The following is a 17,159-nucleotide window of genomic DNA, read 5'->3' as shown; positions in this document are numbered from 1 at the left end:
AATAATTTTATATAAAAAAATACAAACTGAAAAATGAGGAGGGCTACATGTATACTGTAAAAGAAGTTGCCAAACTACTTGACCTAACTGAACACACCGTTCGCTTCTATACTGATAAGGGATTGGTTCCAAGTTTACAGCGTGATAAAAATAATAATCGTATTTTTAATGACGACTCCATACAATGGCTTAGAGGCTCAAAATATTTAAAAAAATGTGGTATGTCAGTGGAAGACATCAAAAAATATGTAGACTTGTGTTTGGAAGGCGGTTCTACCATTCAGGAACGTTATGAAATGATATTTAAGCAAAAAGAAATTGTTCTAGCTCAATTAGAAGAAATAAAATCAATGGCAGAATATATTACTAATAAAGAAAAACATTACCGTGACATTATAAATCAAGTGATCCCGGATGATACCAATCCTGCCCATTGGCAAAATGATAAAGATGTCAATTCATCCTGCTCATTGGCAAAAGATAAAATGCCAATTGCTTATTAATTATTGCTAATTGTAATGGTTCACTTTTATGCTGTTATGAAATTGTTCTTTCTCACATAAGAAAAGTCGATAGTCCTTATTGGAAGATCGTCTTTTTTTTACTTTGTGAAGAAATATACTTAAACTAACCTGCCACGTTAGTTTAAGTGAAACATTTCACAAAATCCAATGTAACATAATGGATGTTTTGTTACATTGGACAATATTGATTCTTTAAGAGGTTTATTTTACCAAACCCTAAAAATATTGAATAATTTACTTAATTAGTTTTAGGTGTCTTGGTTTATCAATTCTAAAATTTCTTCTTTTGATTTCACTAAATATTATTTCAATCCACTCTTTATCATATTTTTGTTCTACAGCTTTTTTATACGTTTTGTTACATTGGGTGAATTTCAGATGGTAGTTTAGTTAAAGAAAAAGATGATTTTAGATTTTGAATCAAAATCTAAAGCAAAGAAAAAAGAAGCTTTATGGTAGCTCCTTTTTGTAAGCTTGTCTCTTAAAATACCTTATTGGCCCAACCACAGGGTACAGGGTTGCTGTTGTAGTCCGTCAGATTATTTACATAAAATTCCTATCCTGATCTGGATCTACCTTGTCTGCTCCCTATATTCAGTACTAAAAACGGTGCTTGGTTGTAAAAATGTTACTTTGTTTTAGAGAATGAGTTTTGGTACTCCAATTACCGTGAATAGGTTCCTTACAAATCTACTTCGCGGGGGCCAGTGTGAGCGCCTCCTTTTTTTTCCTCATTAACCCCAAGAACGACTAACAAATTCAGTAATATCAGTGGCTTCCATCAAGATATTGATAGGTTTTCCATCATATTACATACAAAAAGAAGCCGCACAATATGCAACCTCCCTGTTATTTGTTACTAAATACATGATTTTGTTCAAATAGCTTTTAACGCTCTCCTGACCTTTTTTGCAAAAATCAATGGTTCTTCAACAGATTCGATATTGACATAAATCAAATGGGGATCATCGAACAACCATTCATGGTGGATAGACGAAACTATTATTCCCTGTTCACGAATGGCTGTAATAAACGGCTCGACTTCTCCTTGTAAGAGTGCTACTCTGCCTAAACATAATGCTGTGCCACTGAAGGGATTTAATGATTCGAATGAGAAAGAAGAAGTCACCCCAAACCTCTCCCCTAAAATGGTTGCCCTTATTTGATCTCGGGCTATTGTAGCAACACATTTTCCACCCGCAAATCCCGACTGACCGCCTATAATTTTTGCAAACTCACGACAAAGTGCTTCTTCATTGTTCGTCATTTTTTTCTTCACTCCTTCTATTGAGCTTAATGCATCTTATGGAATAAGCAATAAATGAGTATGACAAGAATCTTAAACATTGTTGAATATATTGAAAAATGTGCTGACTCTTTTGTGCTCCAAGTAAAAACCGAAAGTAACATAATGTGTGAAAAGTTACATTAATTGAATCCATTGGTATTACTGAATTGATGAGTTATTTGATTAAAAAAAGACTATTATAGCTTATAAAAAGAAAGCGCCAATAAGGGGGAGAGTAAGTTTATATCCCCCCTCCCTTCATAATAAGCTGATATTTGACGGTATCAACTAAGTTTCACAATCGATAATGATGCAGCATTTATTCTTGTTCCATTCAAAACAGGTAATAGGGTATCGGTCGTTGGGCCAATATTTTTAAGACGTATTTTGGAATTTTTGTGAATATGGAAAATTGCTTGTCCAACCATCATTAGAATTGCATTATCAACTTGCCTTGTGATGCCATAGTTAGTAAGATTTTTATCAACCAAGGAATGTTCCACGAAAATTCCATATACCGATGTTGAGGCAGGACCGCCAATCAGTAAAGTATATTCTATTTTATAGTCTCCTGATTCTAATACCGTTAATGCGCCGCTTGATTGGGAAAATCTTATATTTTCCAAGGAACCATGTTGATTAAACCTTATATTTTCACCAGGTTTAACCTGGATGGGTTCTGAACCTGTGAGTGTCACATAACCATAGGCCTGTGAGGAACTGTTCCAATGTCGTTCTGACATATTTATCACCACCTTTAAAACTTTTAATATATGATATTTAGGAAAGTATGAAAAGCTTGTACAAAAAGCTTCCCAAGGGCATCTTTATTTAAAATATGTCTTAATCCATATGGACCTTCCTATTAAAATTGCAAACAAAAAAAGGCGGCCGAAAGCCGCCTTTTTTATGGATTCAGAAGAAAAAATGAATGTAACCTATGAAAAGATTCTGAGCTAGTGGAATAATTATTTTAATATTTATCCTAATTCGCTTTTCTTGCTGAATAAAATGGCAGTAGACCAAATTTCAATTCCTGGTCTATCCCATTTTGAGGAGGAAAAGCATGTTAAATTACGTATTTCCCAAGTTATCCTCGGATCATATGATGTCAATCATACGAAATGGACTAGAAAAAACCAAAATACCCAAAAAGATCATTATTATTGGTGCAGGTATGGCAGGACTGGTCTCAGCCTCTCTGCTTAAGCAGGCCGGCCACAATGTAACGGTCATTGAAGCAGCTGATAGGATGGGAGGACGGATATATACATTAAGGGGGGATTTTAGGGATGAGCAGTATCTTGAAGCTGGTGCGATGCGTATTCCCAATACGCATTTATTGACTTTGGAATATATAAAAAAATTCCAACTCCCTGTTAATAAGTTTATCAATTCGACTCCTGCCGATTTTATCTATGTAAAAGGGGTTAAAACACGATTAAAGGTGTACGAACAGAACCCTCAAATATTACACTTTCCCGTTCTCCCGCATGAAAAAGGTAAAACAGCTAAGGAGTTGATTCAATCAGCGATAAAACCGGTTATCGATTTTATTAACCAGAACCCCAGAAGAAATTGGCCTTGGGTCATTCGGGAATTGGATAAATACTCGGTGGATACTTATTTGAGATACAATCCATTCGGAGTCACATTATCTCCGGGAGCCATCGAAATGATTAAAGTCATTCTTACACTGGAAGGAATTATTGAGCTTTCATTTTTGGAACAATTACGTGAAGAGTTAATCCCTGATATTTTTTATGAAATAACAGGTGGTAACGACCTGCTTCCTAAAGCATTTACCAATCAATTGAAAGATAATATTTATTACGGACAAAATGTAAAAAGAATTGTACAGCACGATAATCAAGTAACCGTTCATTCTGTCCATCGAATCTTAGAACCTTTTCAAATTACTGGAGATCTTGCGATTGTGACAATTCCTTTTTCAGTACTGCAATTTGTAGAAATTGAGCCTCGTGATTCATTTTCCGAAAATAAATGGAAGGCTATTCGGGAACTAAAATATGCAGGGTCTACGAAGACAGGGATCCAGTTTAAAAACAGGTTCTGGGAGAAACAAGGTTTGTATGGCGGGCAAACTGTTACTGACCTCCCGATTAAATATGTTCAGTACCCCAGCCACGACCTCGGTACACAAGGAACAGGTGTCATTTTAGGCAGTTATACATGGGAAGATGATGCGATACCATGGGATAGTTTGAATCAGGATAATCGCTTGGAATTTGTTTTAAAAAATTTAGCAGAGATCCACGGTAAACAGGTCTATAGTGATTTTCAAGGAGGAACGAGCCACAGTTGGATTCGATATCCGTATTCTGCTGGAGCATTTACGATGTTTAAACCCGAACAGGTAAAAGAGTTAACCCCTTATATTTCCACACCCGAAGGAAGAGTACATTTTGCAGGCGAACATGCCTCAACTACTCACGGTTGGATCCAAGGAGCAATCGAATCCGGAATACATGCTGCATATGAAGTGAATGACTTGCCAAAAACTTACTTTGAATCTTAATTGTGGTCCATGTGTCGCTCAGTAAAAAACAACTGCCCTCCAATTGTTAGTCTCTCAACTGGCAATTGGAGGTCTTTCCATATGGGAAGCGAAACTTGAATTACTTAATTTTGTTAAAAAGGAAGGAAAGCCCCGCATGGCGTCTGTCAACGGTACCGGACCGGAGGAGAGATACGAAGCATCCAACTTATTTAGCTTTATGTGAATTAGGAAAAGCAATCAAAACCATTTTCTTATGTGATTATTTACATTTTGAGGAAGTGCGTAGAGAAATTCATGAAGGATTAAATACTGTTGAACAATGGAATTCCGTTAACAGCTATATTTTTTATGGAAAAAACAGTGAAATTCGTTTCAATTCTCTAGATGATCAAGAGGTGTCTACATTATCACTTCAATTACTTCAAAACTGCCTAGTTTACATCAATACTTTAATGGTTCAAGAGATTCTTTATCATAACAACCGGTATTGGCTAAAGAAAATGACTCCTGAAGACTTTAGGGGATTAACGCCTTTATTCTATTACCATGTAAATCCTTATGGAACCTTTCGACTTTGCTCTGAATTTATAGAATGAATTTTAAATTATTTACAAATGTTATAACTATCTATTTTTTAAAAAGGGGAACTGTAATGAGTATTAACGAAGAAATAATGCAAAAATCTGATGCATTGAATAATCTAATCTTAACCAAATGGCTTAAACAAGAGTTCCTTACATTTGAATGGTTTTTTACGCTGTTTGTAGTGATTGTTTGTTATTTATTATTTTTTTATCTTGTAGACAAAAAACGAATAGTGGAGATTTTGTTATATGGTTCTTTGGTGGCAGTGGTATATGTAGTTTACGATTCAATTGGAATGTTTTTTGGTTTTTGGGCAGTAAAAATTGCTATATCTCCTGTTTATCCGAATTTTTTCGGAAGTAGCTTAACGGTTGCACCATTAATTGCTATGATTTTATACCAGTACAAGTCTCCTTGGAATAGTTTTTTGCGTTGGAGCATACTGTTTTCAGGTTTATTTATATTTGGATATTATGGCTTCTTACTATCCAAGATGGGAATTTTTGTTTACCTAAAGCCTTATGCAAAAATAATTGACCTTTGTTCTTTTTTATCTGTTATTATTGTCCCTCGTGGAATTATGATCTTACTTCTGAAAAAAGAAGCACAAAAGGGAAATATAAGCGCGGAAAATTCATTATCAAAACTTATATACAAAACAGATTCAAAGAAATAATAATTAAAATAGTCAGTGCGCTTTATAAAACGGCTTTTTAGTTTTAAATTCAATTCTTCACAATATTCACATTAACAACCATCCAGTTTTTTTAAAAAGTCTTATTCAAGAAAATGGCCCGATTGCGGAACAAAAATAAAAGAGCTTTCTTCAGCTTTTCTGGCGTTCAATAAAATCAGCCCCATAAACGACCGTTTATGGGACTCTTATTCATTTAATATGAAAGCCATCTATTTATGATGATTTACGGTACCAAAACCCATTACCGAAAACAAAGTACCATTTTCACTACCAGACACCGTTTTTGGTACTACATGTGATGAGTAAATAAGGTAAATGTAAAGTAGAATATACATTTTATGTAAATGATCTGACGGACTACAGCAGCAACCCTGTGACTAGGCTTACATTCATTTTACCTAAAATAATGGATTTTTTGGAAAATGGCGTGATATCCTTAAATTATGAAAATATGTTACATTCTGAGTAAAGAGTCAACAGCAAGGTAACCGGTGGCTAGACAGTCAGAACGTCTGAAGCCCAGCAGTTTGGGTCATCGTATTCGCTTTATAAGATCAATTTTTCGATATGCGTTTGAAGAAGGCTATGTATCACGAATCCATTCCTTAAACTAAAATAACCAAAGTCCGATAAGAAAATCCTCAAATTCCTGATTGAAGAAGATGTTATTCATCTCAAGATATCGTGTCAGTCTACGATAAATCCCCCGGAACCAGAGTATGTCTTGCTAGTCTTCTGCGAAACCATGCTGCATCCCCGAATTGGACTCCGGGTCAAATTATAAACATTGCAGGAGGAGTTGCTGGCATGTCAAACATCCTTTTCTAAAATAAATTAGTTTGGTAGTCGGCCTTAAGGTAGCTTATACGCTTCCTTTTATAAGCGTTCTTCCTCCATTGGAAGTAGCTGCCGGATATTTTTAACCCTAGCTTCCATGGAAATGTTTTGGCTGTTGCCAACGTGCAATACCGTTGCTGAAGAAATAGCTAAAATATTTATATTTTTTACTTTAATAACTGGATTGAGATGATGATATCTAACTGAAATATCTTCCGTAATAGGCACAAATGGAATAGGCTCAGAAAATTTAGGATAGGCTGCGAAGCTACCTTCATTTCCAAAGAAGATTTCCGCTTCCCGTTGCACAGCTAAGGCACGTGAGAGACTATTAATGATACAGGAATCACCAAGTTGGACAATCGAAGAATAGACGGCTAATTTTAGATTAATAGAATCGACATAAGATGAACGTTTAAGCATGTTTAGGAAACTCCTTCCTTTAATGGTATAAAATAGGCCGATGATTAAGGATTCTGCAGGTGGATCAAAGGTAGAGGCAAGCTGGATTGTTTGAGTATCGCCAACCATCACTAATGGAAAATAGAACTATTACCTAATGTAATAATTTGGGTAATCCCAACTATCGCTGGCATTTAGCACCACCCTTTTTTAAATTTTCTTTTATATCGTATTTAGTGAAAAAAATAATGTGATTAAATCGCCCAAATAAAGTGAAGTGCTGGGTTCCCTTTATTGCTTAGAGATCGTGTAATTGTATATTTACTCAATAATTCATCAATATCAACGTTCTTAATTCAGACTTGCTTATCATTGTTCCTTTGAAGAATAATTGCCATCTCTGTTAATAAAGCAGTTGTAGCTTTGAAATAAAGTTTGATAAAAGAGAGCCCACAAAATTACATTTATAGCAAGTAAAAAGAATCCATTTTGAAAAAGTTTGATCAAAATGGATTCTTCCTTTGTAATTTAGTATACAGTTTTTATAAAAAAGTTTGATCATTTTGTGCGTACTTCAACAATCGCGCCCTTATATATAGTATTAGTTTCTACCGTATTCAACGTAAGTAATGATACAAAAATGACCGAATTTCTATCTTAGCTAACACATTATATAGAGGTATTTTTTATAGTATTCAACGTATTCAAAGATATGGAAATAGATATGTCTAACAGGGGAAAGATACGACCTTCCAGACTAAACTCCAAGGCTAGTAAGCGAAAGCGCGGTAGGGATGAAAGACAGACTAGTTGCCTGATGAAGAGACTGCTAAATCACAGGATCAATTGCTACCCAAAGAGGGTAATTCAAGTTCTTAAATCCCTTACCTTTGAATACATGTAAACAACGATAAAAGGTGCATTCCTTCAGCATTTTTTAAGTTGATACTATATATAAGGGCCAGATTGTGGAAGATTAAAAGTTGTTGAAATCAGTTGATGCTTATTGATCATTTACATTCTGTTAGCATTTTTATATCATTTGCAAACCGATATCTCTTTTTGCTCGTTTACTAAACTATAAGAATAAAAAGGAGGTATCTTTTAATGATACGACACTATCTAAAATCATCTTATGTCATGCTGCTTCTTGTTACATTATTACTATTAGTCGTAAGTGCATGTAGCAATGAACAGAACACTCAACCTGAAAGTGAAAGTAAGGAAAATACCGCAGGTACAACTGAAGAAAGTACTGATACAGAAAATGAACAACCCCCACTGATCTATGTAAACAACCGAGAAGCAAACACAGTCCAAGTTGTCGATCCTACGACACACAGCGTTATCAGTACTGTGAACGTGGGAGAAAAACCTACATATGTTCAAGTAACCCCTGATGGAAACTATACGTATGTTGTTAACAGCAAATCAGAAGAAGTTTCAATTATTGACACCAAATCGAATAAAGTGGTTAAAACCATTCCAGTTGGTAAAACACCAAAAGGTGTAAACTTTACAACAGATGGGAAATGGGCCTATGTTATAAATGAAGGTGAAAATACTGTAACGGTCATTGATGTTGCACAAATGGAAGAAAATACAGTCATTAAAACAGGCAAATTCCCTCACAACGGCATTTCTAGTCCAGACAGCAGCAGATTTTATGTTACAAATACAGCCTCAAATTCGATATCCGTTATTAATACAGAAAATCAATCTGTACTCAATACAATTGAAGGCGTAAAAGACCTGCCGCATAATGTAACGATTACACCAGACGGAAAAACACTTTGGGTGACGTTAACTAAATCGAATACCATTGGAATTGTTGACTTGGAAAAAGGAGAAATGGTTGAAACGATCCCTGTTGGCAAAGGGCATCACGTGATCGATTTAACGAACGATGGTAAATTTGCTTATGTTGCAAATATTGGAGACGATACCGTTACAGTCATTGATACAGCATCAAAAGAAGTCATGAAATCCATTAAAGTAGGACAAGGTCCGCATGGTATTGCAATCACACCTGACAATAAAGAAGTCTATGTACCTGTTACGGAAGAAAATAAACTTGTTGTCATTGATACAACAACGAATGAAGTAATCCAAACGCTAGAAACAGACGCCTTTCCGTTTTTCACAGCGACAGTAGGAAACCGTGGTACAGCATATTTTACTGAAGAATCAATGAAGGAAATTCATCATTCAGAAAGAAATTCATCCGAGACACAAGAGTCAAATGACTCACAACAAGAAGCATCAAAAACGGTTCTTGAAAGCTCCCCTCTTTTAAAAACGGATGAAAAATATACGTATACATTTAATGAAGCAGGAGAATATGCAATTCACTGCGAGCCTCATCCATATATGACAATGACCGTCATTGTTAAAGATGGTGAGAAGATGGAGGAAAAAACAGTCGAAATAAAAGATTATACTTATACACCAGAAACACTTGAAATTACACCAGGTACAACTGTAAAGTGGGTAAATAAAGATACTGTCCAGCATAATGCTGTAATTGAAAAGTAATGTTCGTGAGAAGAATGCCCTCATCTTGTTATAAAAAGGGACTCTTTTTATTCCACTATCTGGCCCTTTAACGGATAAAGTTATTTTATTTTAAAAGCTCAGACAAGCATAACCCCGTTCTAAATTTCGGTCGGGGTTAAAAACATAGTTGTTTAATTTTTGATGTAAGATACTTCACTACACTCAAAAATATAACAATAAAGTCGTTTAAAAATCTAAGTTTTATTCAACAATCGCGCCCGATTGTTGAATATTGGAAAATGTGAAAAAGCTACAAAAATGGCACCTCAGGTATTTTACTAAAGCACCTTTAGTTGAATTTGACGTGGGTCCGTGAGCATTTAATCAATAGAATAATATATAACCTATTGATTATTCCTTTTCTTCAGTCCTATCTATATCGAAAATTTCTTAAATGCCAATACTGCATTATGTCCTCCAAAACCAAAACCATTAGAAATAGCATAGTTTATTTTCATGTTAACTGCATGGTTTGGAACATAATCTAAATCACACTCTTCATCCGGTATATCATAATTAATTGTTGGAGGAGCTATATCTTCCATGATACTTTTAAGGGTTATAACAGCCTCAATCCCACCTGCTGCTCCAAAAAGGTGCCCAGTCATCGATTTAGTGGAACTTACCTTTAAGTTATAAGCATGAGCACCAAAAACACTTTTAATCGCTTTGGTCTCCGATTTATCTCCTTCAGGGGTATGTACCATGTGCATTTATATAATCCACATCAGTCAATCGAATCTTTCCCATATCTAAAGCCAATTTCATTGCATTTGCGGCCCCATTGTAATCAGGGGAAGTAATATGATAGGCATCTGTTGTGGAACCATAACCTACGATTTCTCCTAAAATTGTCGCTCCTCTTTCTCTCGCATGTTCATATTCTTCCAGGAATAAAACACCCGCTCCTTCAGACATGACAAAGCCATCACGCCCTCTGTCAAATGGGCGACTTGCCTTTTCTGGAAAATCATTAAAAGTAGACATTGCTCTCATTCTTGAGAATCCAGCAAAAGCTAGTGGATTAATAGGAGCTTCAGCCCCTCCAGCTAATATACCATCAGAATAACCTTGTCGAATATTTAAAAAAGCCTCCCCAATAGCTTGATTCCCTGTTGCACAAGCAGAAACGGGTGAAAAGCTAGGCCCCTTAAAACCCGTTTTTATAGATATTATTCCTGACGCCATATTACTGATCATCATTGGAACCATAAATGGAGAAACTTTTCTTGGTCCTCTTCCAAGCAAAGCTTTATGATTATCTAATGTAGTATTAATTCCTCCAATACCGGAACCAATATAAGCCCCTAATCGCTCCTTATTAACATTTTGTAAATCTAGATTCGCCTGTTCCAAAGCTTGTTGAGCAGCAGCAACAGCATACTGTACGAATAAGTCATATTTCTCCTTTTCTTTTTTATCAATAAATTGCTCTGCGTCAAAGTCGGTAATATAACCTGCAATTTTGGTGCTAATATTGTTATAGTCATCAGATTTAATTTTTTTGATGCCTGAGTTACCTTCTTTAATGTTCTTCCAGAACGCTTCAACTGTATTTCCTAACGTTGAAACGACTCCATATCCTGTCACTACAACTCTTCGTGCCATCAACAACACTCCCCTGTTATTCTTTTTCACATAACTACTTCAAAAGATCTTTAAGTTGTTCCAATATTTTAGAAAAGAAATCATCTCTTAATACACGTTTATATTGTAATCCGCTTTTGGTGCTTGTGATGAGAAAAACTGCTAATGCCTCCAGATCGTCAGTATTTTGAATACCCCCTTCCTTTTTGGCGTCATTAAGCAGTTCTGTTAGAAAATCTATTTCCATTTGACTTAGTCGTTGTACGGAACGCCTTTCTGCTCGATGGGATTTGCGCTGACGGCGATTATCTAAAGTTCCGATGTCCTCACGCCACGGGCAAAGTCGATTGCCCATTTTGCATGGCCGCCTGCTCATCTTCCAGCTACGGCATGGTAGTAAAAGTAGCCTTTTTTAATGCCGGATTTTTCCACTTAATTTTATTTCATAATATTTTCACATTTTTACCTAATTAGGATACGGCACCATAGCCAGTTATTACGACTCTGCATTGAATAGCAAAACCCTCGTGATTAAAATTAACGATAGTTTAACTATCTATTTATTGCCTTTTCTCCGTTTAGTGTCATACAAGTTGAACTGGCTTTCGCTACCAATGCCTCATTCTCATCAAAAATAGTGCATTCGATAAGGCCAATGGAACTTCCCTTTTTCACTACAATGGCATTATCTTTTAAGGTCGTTTTCCATACGGGTTTCAAATAGTTAATTTTCAACTCGATCGTTGTAAACGTTTCTCTTTCATCTAACAATGTAGCGTAAGCCACTCCCATTGCTGCATCTGCCAAATCACATAGAATACCACCATGTACGGTTCCCATCGGATTAAAATGCGTTTCCTTTGTCTTTAATGTGAATACGGACTTTCCATTCTTAACTTCTACTAAATCAAACCCAATTAACTTTGCCACAGGTGGGACTGAAATTTCCTTGTTCGCATTTAGTTTAATCCATTCCCCTTTACGTTGTTTGTGTTTTATGTTTCCAATACAACTTTCTCTTTTTCACTTACAAAACAAGTGAGAATAAGGCCAGTAAAAAATATAAATATGGCAAAGACATATGCCTCTCGAACTCCCCCTAAATGCTCAATAATTGATCCTGCAAGAAAGGGTCCTACTAATTGACCAGTTGCAAAGAAAATGGTTATGAAGCCCAAAACGGCTGGTACTTGATAAGGAAGAGAGCGTTCTACTGCCATCGCTTGGACAAGAACTTGGCTTGATAGGCATGCGTTAGGACCCCTTATAACATTTTCATAATAGAAAAGCGAAAGCGCCCGTTTAGTGACCTATGGACTTACTCTTGTGCAGTTGGACAAATAGAAAAAAACAGACCGGAAATCCAGCCTGTTTTCAATAAATACGCACATTTAATTTTAAAAAGGAGAATATTACTCCAATTCAACAATTGTAGCAACAGCTTGGCCGCCGCCAATGCAAAGTGTAGCTAAACCAGTTTTGGCATTTCTGCGTTTCATTTCATGGATTAAGCTAACAAGAATACGTGCTCCGCTGGCACCAATCGGATGTCCAAGTGCAATAGCACCGCCATTGACATTTAAAATTTCATCTTTAAAGCCTAATTCTTTTCCTACTGCAAGGACTTGAGATGCAAATGCTTCATTCGCTTCGATTAAATCAATATCTTCGATTGAAATTGCTGCTTTTTCCAATGCCTTTTTCACTGCTGGTACTGGACCAACTCCCATAATGCTTGGGTCTACCCCAGCATTTGCAGTTGCTTTAATCGTAACTAATGGCGTAAGGCCCAATTCATCTGCCTTTTGCTTGTTCATAATAACTAATGCTGCTGCTCCGTCATTAAGCCCTGAAGCGTTACCTGCTGTTACAGTTCCATCCTTTTTAAATGCAGGGCGCAGCTTCGCTAATTTTTCTGCAGTGGTTCCTTTTCTAGGAAACTCGTCTGTATCAAAAACGATCGGATCACCTTTACGCTGTGGAATGACAACCGGAACAATTTCATCTTTGAATTTTCCTGTTTCGATCGCTTCAACTGCTTTTTGCTGGCTCCATGCTGCAAACTTATCCTGCTGCTCTCTGGTCAGCTCATATTTCTCTGCAACGTTTTCACCTGTGATCCCCATATGGTAATCATTAAACGCACACCATAGACCATCACTGATCATGCTGTCGATTAATTTTTGATCTCCCATTTTAAAGCCATCGCGGGCATTTTTCAATAAGTATGGTGCCTGACTCATACTTTCCATTCCGCCTGCTACAACGATTTCAGCATCTCTTGCAAGGATCGCCTGCATGGCAAGATGAACGGCCTTCATACCAGAACCACAAACCTTATTAATTGTAAGGGCCGAAGACGTCACTGGAATACCTGATTTTATCTGTGCTTGACGAGCTGGATTTTGACCAATACCTGCTTGAAGAACGTTACCCATTATGACTTCGTCCACCTGCTCCGGTTTCACTCCTGCTTTTTCAAGTGCTCCTTTGATAGTGACTGCGCCCAGCTCAGTTGCAGATACATTTTTTAAACTTCCATTAAAATTTCCAATTGCTGTACGAACAGCACTTACAATTACAATCTCTTGACTCATATTCTTTACTCCTTTTTTTCTACTTTTATAATTGTCTATTTTCATTGTTTTATGTCGTTTTATGTAGAATGTAAATAGGGTGAATAGAAAAATTAAATTACTAGCCATTTATACTCTTGATCAGCCGGTGCATAAGCACCCTTCTTTTGATCCATCTTAAGAAATGAAACCGCTGTAGGGGGTCAGCCGAGATACGTTTAAAACTAGGTCAAAGTGATACAATATTTACCAATGCGTTGGTATCGATAGGATTTGTATCAAAAACGAACATTTATGTTACGTTTTGTATTTGAAAATACTATCCTTAATAAACCTTGAATCAGGTGTAACAAAATGCTCTCAAAAGTAATTCATAACATAATTGAGTTCAGACTTTTTTGTTACAACTCTATTCATATTTCCCAGTTTGCGACAAACTGTATTAACAAGATCGTCCCTTCAATTATGAATATGAATCAAGCAATATTTTAATAGCCTGAAATAGTTTTACAATTTCAAAAATCTATTTTTTATTAGGTACTTTTTTATCTTCCTACTGATTTTTCACCACGAAGGATCATACACGTACTTAAAGCATGGGCAACTAATGAACCGCCTTCATCAAAAACATCGCACTTGATTAGCCCAATAGTCTTTCCTTTCTTTATAACCTCACCTTTTGCTGTAATTTTTTCATTCCAAATCGGTTTCAAATAATTAATTTTAAGTTCAACTGTCGTAAAGGTTTCATTCATTTCTAACAAACTTGAAAAGGCCACGCCCATTGCCATATCGGCTATATCACATAGTATTCCTCCATGGATTGATCCCATAGGATTTGCATGTTTCTCCGTATTACACTCTAAATCAAAAACTGCTTTACCCTTCTCGATTTGTAACAACTCTGCACCAATTAACTTAGCGATAGGTGGTGGCGGAACCTCACGATTAATTATTTTTTGCATATTTAAAATTCTCTCGTTCATATAAACCCCCTAAAAAAATTCAAACCGGTCTGTTTTTTTATTATACATTAAACCAAGTTATAGTTGTCAATATGATTTGAATATTCTAATTAAAAAGGGATGATTTAAATTATATAAAAGGTTATACTTACATTAACAAGACCGTTCGGTTTGAAAATTCTAATGAAAATGAGGGTTAAATATGCGTAAAGGAGAACGAACAAAACAGATGATTATTGAAAAGGCCTCTGGACTTCTAAATACCAAGGGATACTTGGCAACTTCCATTACAGATATTATGGAAAAGGCTGGTATGGAAAAAGGAGGGATTTATAATCACTTTAAAAGCAAACAAGAACTTTCTTTGGATGCATTTTCATTTTCTATTGAAACGATGTCCACAACCTTCCAAGAAGCAATTAGGAGCAAAAATACTTCCATCGAAAAATTGAACGCACTTCTTGAAGTCTTTTTGTTATTAGCAGAAGGCAAGCCAATTCCTGGCGGCTGCCCAATTCTTAATGCAGCAATCGAGTCCGATGATGCGCACCCAGCCTTACGTGATGCGACTATAAAAGCAATGAATGACCTTTATTCTATGATACTTCGAATTATTCGAACTGGGATAAAAAACAGTGAAATAATCTCTACAATAGATTCGGAAACATTCACAACAATTTTTATATCTACAATTGAAGGATCTCTTATGATGACAAAGCTTTATAACGACACCATTTATATAAATCGATCGATTGGATTTTTAAAAGACTACCTTTCAAAATTTGAAACTAGGAAAAGGAATTAAACTCAAACATTTGTGGGATCAGATACAAATAGGAAAAAGCATTCAATCTACTATTAAATACATCCATCAATTACGGGTGATGGAAGCTTGCAATCTTTTGTTAAATACCGATATGACTGTTGTAGCTATCTCCGATTACCTGGGATATTATGATACATCCTATTTTTCTCGTATGTTTAAGAAATTAGCATCCATGTCTCCAAAGGAGTTTAGCATGACTGGACACCAGATAGATGTTTCAACCCTATTCCTAGAGTAGCTTGTACAATTACCACACCCACAAAATAAAAAAAACTAGCCGAGTGGCTAGATAATTAAGGATACTAGATTGTAAAGCTGACTCCAAATTAAGTTGTGGATTTATGTTTCATAAACCGGTTCATCGAGTAATTCTTGCTGCAATCTCTTCATACCGCTTTTAATAGTGTTACAATGTTTGAATATTCCGGGTTTTTATAAAGATTTTTGATTTCATAGGGATCATTTTTAGGTCAAACAATTCCCATTCAGGAGGTCTTGTTTCTCTTTTGACCCCGATGTGCCTAATGCTGGGCGTAATAATAGATTAGGTTGTAGCGATGCGTTCGAATACCATAATGGGAATAAACGTTATGGTATTTATCAAGATGCATCCAATACCGGTAATACACAGACGTTCGCCAACCCATGGGAGTTGTTCCGTTGAATAACAGCCGCAAGCTCCGGCCCTGCATGTCTTTAGGAATCCTGACTCCGGCAAAATCCACGTTCAGCGCCATCGCTTCTGTCACAGAACCCGGTTTAATCTCTCTCGGGTACCGGATGAGAAAAGGCATCCGTATAGACTCTTCGTACATATCAATCGTACCTTCTCCTGTTCGCGAAACGATTCGACTGTAGATTTGCTCCAATAAGGGGTACCTGCAAATTCAACATCCACCTTCGGCATTTTCCCTCGATGTAGTACACATTTAATTTCCGCTTATCATAATTCAAGCCATGTTGCGATAAGAAATATCCTATTGCAGTATTACTTGGACTAGTGTATTAAATACATTGCAGAAAAAATTATAACAATTATAACATTTGATATTTTGTTTTTTTATAAAAATTTGTACCACCCTTTTAAGTAGTAGGGTATTAAATTAGGTATACTAATTACGAACTAACTACAAAAAAACACAATAAGAGAATCCTACTTCTAAGGTGTGGCTAGTTCTACAATGTAATGAGAAGTCCATGACTAACTTAACTAAAATTAATTGTGTTAAAATTGCCTTTATAAATGATTTGGATGGCCTTGGTTGTCTGTGTCTTGTTTTTCTTCAGAACTTCGTTACCCTAAGTGAAATTATGTCAATGCTTCAGTATCTTTAAAAGGAAATGTAACAAAGAGGGGACTAATTGGGACCCCTCTTTTGAGAGAATAAAATTTCTTTTGAGATTACTCAGCAAGATTTAATACAGTTACTTTTTCACGCATCATCGATTCAATGCTCTTGCGGATACCTTGCGCACCCATTCCGGATCCTTTTACACCGATAAATGGGAAATGATCCGGGCCGCGTTCGGTACGTCCGTTTATTTGAACTGAGCCTGTTTCAATTTTATTTGCAATCGCAAATGCTTTATTAATATCTTTGGTAAAGACACTTGCCTGTAAACCAAATTCAGATTCATTCGCAATTTTGATCGCTTCTTCATCAGAGGATACACGGATTATTGGCAGCACAGGTCCGAACGGTTCCTCCCAAGCTACGGCCATATCTTCTGTCACATGATCAAGAAGAGTAGGGTAAATTAAATTGCGTTCACGCTTATTTCCTGTTACAAGAGT

General features: G+C 36.1%; 16 protein-coding genes and 3 pseudogenes. 8 read left to right on the top strand and 11 right to left on the bottom strand.

Annotation, left to right across the window (positions count from 1 at the left end; genetic code table 11):
- Nucleotides 1-47: 47 nt before the first annotated feature.
- Entirely contained in the window at nucleotides 48-503 is a 456-nt protein-coding gene (locus J7E66_RS29770) for a MerR family transcriptional regulator (RefSeq protein ID WP_215007168.1), read from the top strand.
- Between the two features lie 255 nt (nucleotides 504-758).
- Here J7E66_RS29770 and sda read toward each other — a convergent pair whose 3' ends face one another.
- From sda to J7E66_RS29755, 3 genes are all read right to left on the bottom strand, one after another.
- Complete coding sequence (gene sda, locus J7E66_RS33030) at nucleotides 759-902, bottom strand: sporulation histidine kinase inhibitor Sda (protein WP_215007201.1); 144 nt, start codon at nucleotides 900-902, stop codon at nucleotides 759-761.
- 499 nt (nucleotides 903-1,401) lie between these two features.
- Nucleotides 1,402-1,791: a DUF1259 domain-containing protein gene (locus J7E66_RS29760; RefSeq protein ID WP_215007165.1), complete on the bottom strand. Its 390-nt coding sequence runs from the start codon at nucleotides 1,789-1,791 to the stop codon at nucleotides 1,402-1,404.
- Between the two features lie 305 nt (nucleotides 1,792-2,096).
- A complete protein-coding gene (locus tag J7E66_RS29755; RefSeq protein ID WP_215007162.1) occupies nucleotides 2,097-2,555 on the bottom strand; it encodes a hypothetical protein in 459 nt (152 codons plus the stop codon).
- A 323-nt stretch (nucleotides 2,556-2,878) separates the two neighbouring features.
- On the opposite strand from J7E66_RS29755, the gene J7E66_RS29750 reads away from it, so the two are divergent.
- The 3 genes and pseudogenes from J7E66_RS29750 (at nucleotide 2,879) to J7E66_RS29740 (ending at nucleotide 5,594) form a co-directional block, all read left to right on the top strand.
- Nucleotides 2,879-4,351 (top strand): flavin monoamine oxidase family protein, encoded by a 1,473-nt coding sequence (locus J7E66_RS29750; protein ID WP_215007159.1) that lies wholly within the window; start codon nucleotides 2,879-2,881, stop codon nucleotides 4,349-4,351.
- A 164-nt stretch (nucleotides 4,352-4,515) separates the two neighbouring features.
- Nucleotides 4,516-4,929: pseudogene (locus J7E66_RS29745) on the top strand (Tn3 family transposase); the annotation flags it as partial.
- Between the two features lie 56 nt (nucleotides 4,930-4,985).
- Nucleotides 4,986-5,594 carry a hypothetical protein gene (locus J7E66_RS29740; RefSeq protein WP_215007156.1) on the top strand — a complete coding sequence of 203 codons (609 nt, stop codon included), beginning with the start codon at nucleotides 4,986-4,988 and terminating at the stop codon, nucleotides 5,592-5,594.
- 897 nt (nucleotides 5,595-6,491) lie between these two features.
- Here the strand turns inward: J7E66_RS29740 and J7E66_RS29735 are convergent.
- A complete protein-coding gene (locus tag J7E66_RS29735) occupies nucleotides 6,492-6,875 on the bottom strand; it encodes a spore germination protein GerPE (RefSeq protein WP_215007152.1) in 384 nt (127 codons plus the stop codon).
- Between the two features lie 1,086 nt (nucleotides 6,876-7,961).
- Between J7E66_RS29735 and J7E66_RS29730 the strand changes: the two genes are divergently transcribed.
- On the top strand, nucleotides 7,962-9,389 hold the full coding sequence (locus tag J7E66_RS29730) for a YVTN family beta-propeller repeat protein (protein WP_215007149.1): 1,428 nt from the start codon (nucleotides 7,962-7,964) through the stop codon (nucleotides 9,387-9,389).
- Between the two features lie 395 nt (nucleotides 9,390-9,784).
- Here J7E66_RS29730 and fabF read toward each other — a convergent pair.
- A pseudogene (gene fabF, locus J7E66_RS29725) lies at nucleotides 9,785-11,018 on the bottom strand (beta-ketoacyl-ACP synthase II).
- A gap of 244 nt (nucleotides 11,019-11,262) precedes the next feature.
- On the opposite strand from fabF, the pseudogene J7E66_RS33025 reads away from it, so the two are divergent.
- Nucleotides 11,263-11,402 (top strand): annotated as a pseudogene (locus J7E66_RS33025) (transposase); the annotation flags it as partial.
- A 147-nt stretch (nucleotides 11,403-11,549) separates the two neighbouring features.
- On the opposite strand, the gene J7E66_RS29715 reads toward J7E66_RS33025, so the two are convergent.
- The 4 genes from J7E66_RS29715 to J7E66_RS29700 all read right to left on the bottom strand — a co-directional run bounded on the left by J7E66_RS29715 (nucleotide 11,550) and on the right by J7E66_RS29700 (nucleotide 14,559).
- Nucleotides 11,550-11,927 carry a PaaI family thioesterase gene (locus J7E66_RS29715; RefSeq protein WP_308162633.1) on the bottom strand — a complete coding sequence of 126 codons (378 nt, stop codon included), beginning with the start codon at nucleotides 11,925-11,927 and terminating at the stop codon, nucleotides 11,550-11,552.
- 65 nt (nucleotides 11,928-11,992) lie between these two features.
- The gene (locus J7E66_RS29710) at nucleotides 11,993-12,217 is read right to left on the bottom strand and encodes a YbfB/YjiJ family MFS transporter (protein ID WP_215007143.1); all 225 of its coding nucleotides are present in this window, start codon (nucleotides 12,215-12,217) and stop codon (nucleotides 11,993-11,995) included.
- A gap of 192 nt (nucleotides 12,218-12,409) precedes the next feature.
- Complete coding sequence (locus J7E66_RS29705) at nucleotides 12,410-13,594, bottom strand: acetyl-CoA C-acetyltransferase (protein WP_215007139.1); 1,185 nt, start codon at nucleotides 13,592-13,594, stop codon at nucleotides 12,410-12,412.
- 524 nt (nucleotides 13,595-14,118) lie between these two features.
- A complete protein-coding gene (locus J7E66_RS29700; RefSeq protein WP_215007135.1) occupies nucleotides 14,119-14,559 on the bottom strand; it encodes a PaaI family thioesterase in 441 nt (146 codons plus the stop codon).
- A 181-nt stretch (nucleotides 14,560-14,740) separates the two neighbouring features.
- Between J7E66_RS29700 and J7E66_RS29695 the strand changes: the two genes are divergently transcribed.
- Both J7E66_RS29695 and J7E66_RS29690 read left to right on the top strand, forming a co-directional pair.
- Entirely contained in the window at nucleotides 14,741-15,343 is a 603-nt protein-coding gene (locus tag J7E66_RS29695) for a TetR/AcrR family transcriptional regulator (protein ID WP_215007131.1), read from the top strand.
- Nucleotides 15,321-15,602 carry a helix-turn-helix domain-containing protein gene (locus tag J7E66_RS29690; RefSeq protein ID WP_308162632.1) on the top strand — a complete coding sequence of 94 codons (282 nt, stop codon included), beginning with the start codon at nucleotides 15,321-15,323 and terminating at the stop codon, nucleotides 15,600-15,602. The genes J7E66_RS29695 and J7E66_RS29690 overlap by 23 nt, the downstream gene beginning before the upstream one ends.
- A 283-nt stretch (nucleotides 15,603-15,885) precedes the next feature.
- Here J7E66_RS29690 and J7E66_RS33020 read toward each other — a convergent pair whose 3' ends face one another.
- Complete coding sequence (locus tag J7E66_RS33020) at nucleotides 15,886-16,158, bottom strand: sulfatase/phosphatase domain-containing protein (protein WP_374103902.1); 273 nt, start codon at nucleotides 16,156-16,158, stop codon at nucleotides 15,886-15,888.
- A gap of 608 nt (nucleotides 16,159-16,766) precedes the next feature.
- On the bottom strand, nucleotides 16,767-17,159 hold a 393-nt coding region (locus J7E66_RS29680; RefSeq protein WP_215007128.1), incomplete at its 5' end, for an aldehyde dehydrogenase family protein.

The organism is Bacillus sp. ISL-7 (assembly GCF_018613065.1).
Note: the sequence above shows the minus strand (reverse complement) of the source record. Positions and strands in the feature narration are given on the sequence as shown.

What these genes read in the sequence shown, in the direction of transcription:
- J7E66_RS29770 (WP_215007168.1), top strand. Translation starts at nt 48, where the DNA reads ATGTATACTGTAAAAGAAGTTGCCAAACTACTTGACCTAACTGAACAC.
- J7E66_RS29760 (WP_215007165.1), bottom strand. Translation starts at nt 1,791, where the DNA reads ATGACGAACAATGAAGAAGCACTTTGTCGTGAGTTTGCAAAAATTATA.
- J7E66_RS29755 (WP_215007162.1), bottom strand. Translation starts at nt 2,555, where the DNA reads ATGTCAGAACGACATTGGAACAGTTCCTCACAGGCCTATGGTTATGTG.
- J7E66_RS29750 (WP_215007159.1), top strand. Translation starts at nt 2,879, where the DNA reads ATGTTAAATTACGTATTTCCCAAGTTATCCTCGGATCATATGATGTCA.
- J7E66_RS29740 (WP_215007156.1), top strand. Translation starts at nt 4,986, where the DNA reads ATGAGTATTAACGAAGAAATAATGCAAAAATCTGATGCATTGAATAAT.
- J7E66_RS29735 (WP_215007152.1), bottom strand. Translation starts at nt 6,875, where the DNA reads ATGCTTAAACGTTCATCTTATGTCGATTCTATTAATCTAAAATTAGCC.
- J7E66_RS29730 (WP_215007149.1), top strand. Translation starts at nt 7,962, where the DNA reads ATGATACGACACTATCTAAAATCATCTTATGTCATGCTGCTTCTTGTT.
- J7E66_RS29710 (WP_215007143.1), bottom strand. Translation starts at nt 12,217, where the DNA reads ATGGCAGTAGAACGCTCTCTTCCTTATCAAGTACCAGCCGTTTTGGGC.
- J7E66_RS29705 (WP_215007139.1), bottom strand. Translation starts at nt 13,594, where the DNA reads ATGAGTCAAGAGATTGTAATTGTAAGTGCTGTTCGTACAGCAATTGGA.
- J7E66_RS29700 (WP_215007135.1), bottom strand. Translation starts at nt 14,559, where the DNA reads ATGAACGAGAGAATTTTAAATATGCAAAAAATAATTAATCGTGAGGTT.
- J7E66_RS29695 (WP_215007131.1), top strand. Translation starts at nt 14,741, where the DNA reads ATGCGTAAAGGAGAACGAACAAAACAGATGATTATTGAAAAGGCCTCT.
- J7E66_RS33020 (WP_374103902.1), bottom strand. Translation starts at nt 16,158, where the DNA reads ATGCCTTTTCTCATCCGGTACCCGAGAGAGATTAAACCGGGTTCTGTG.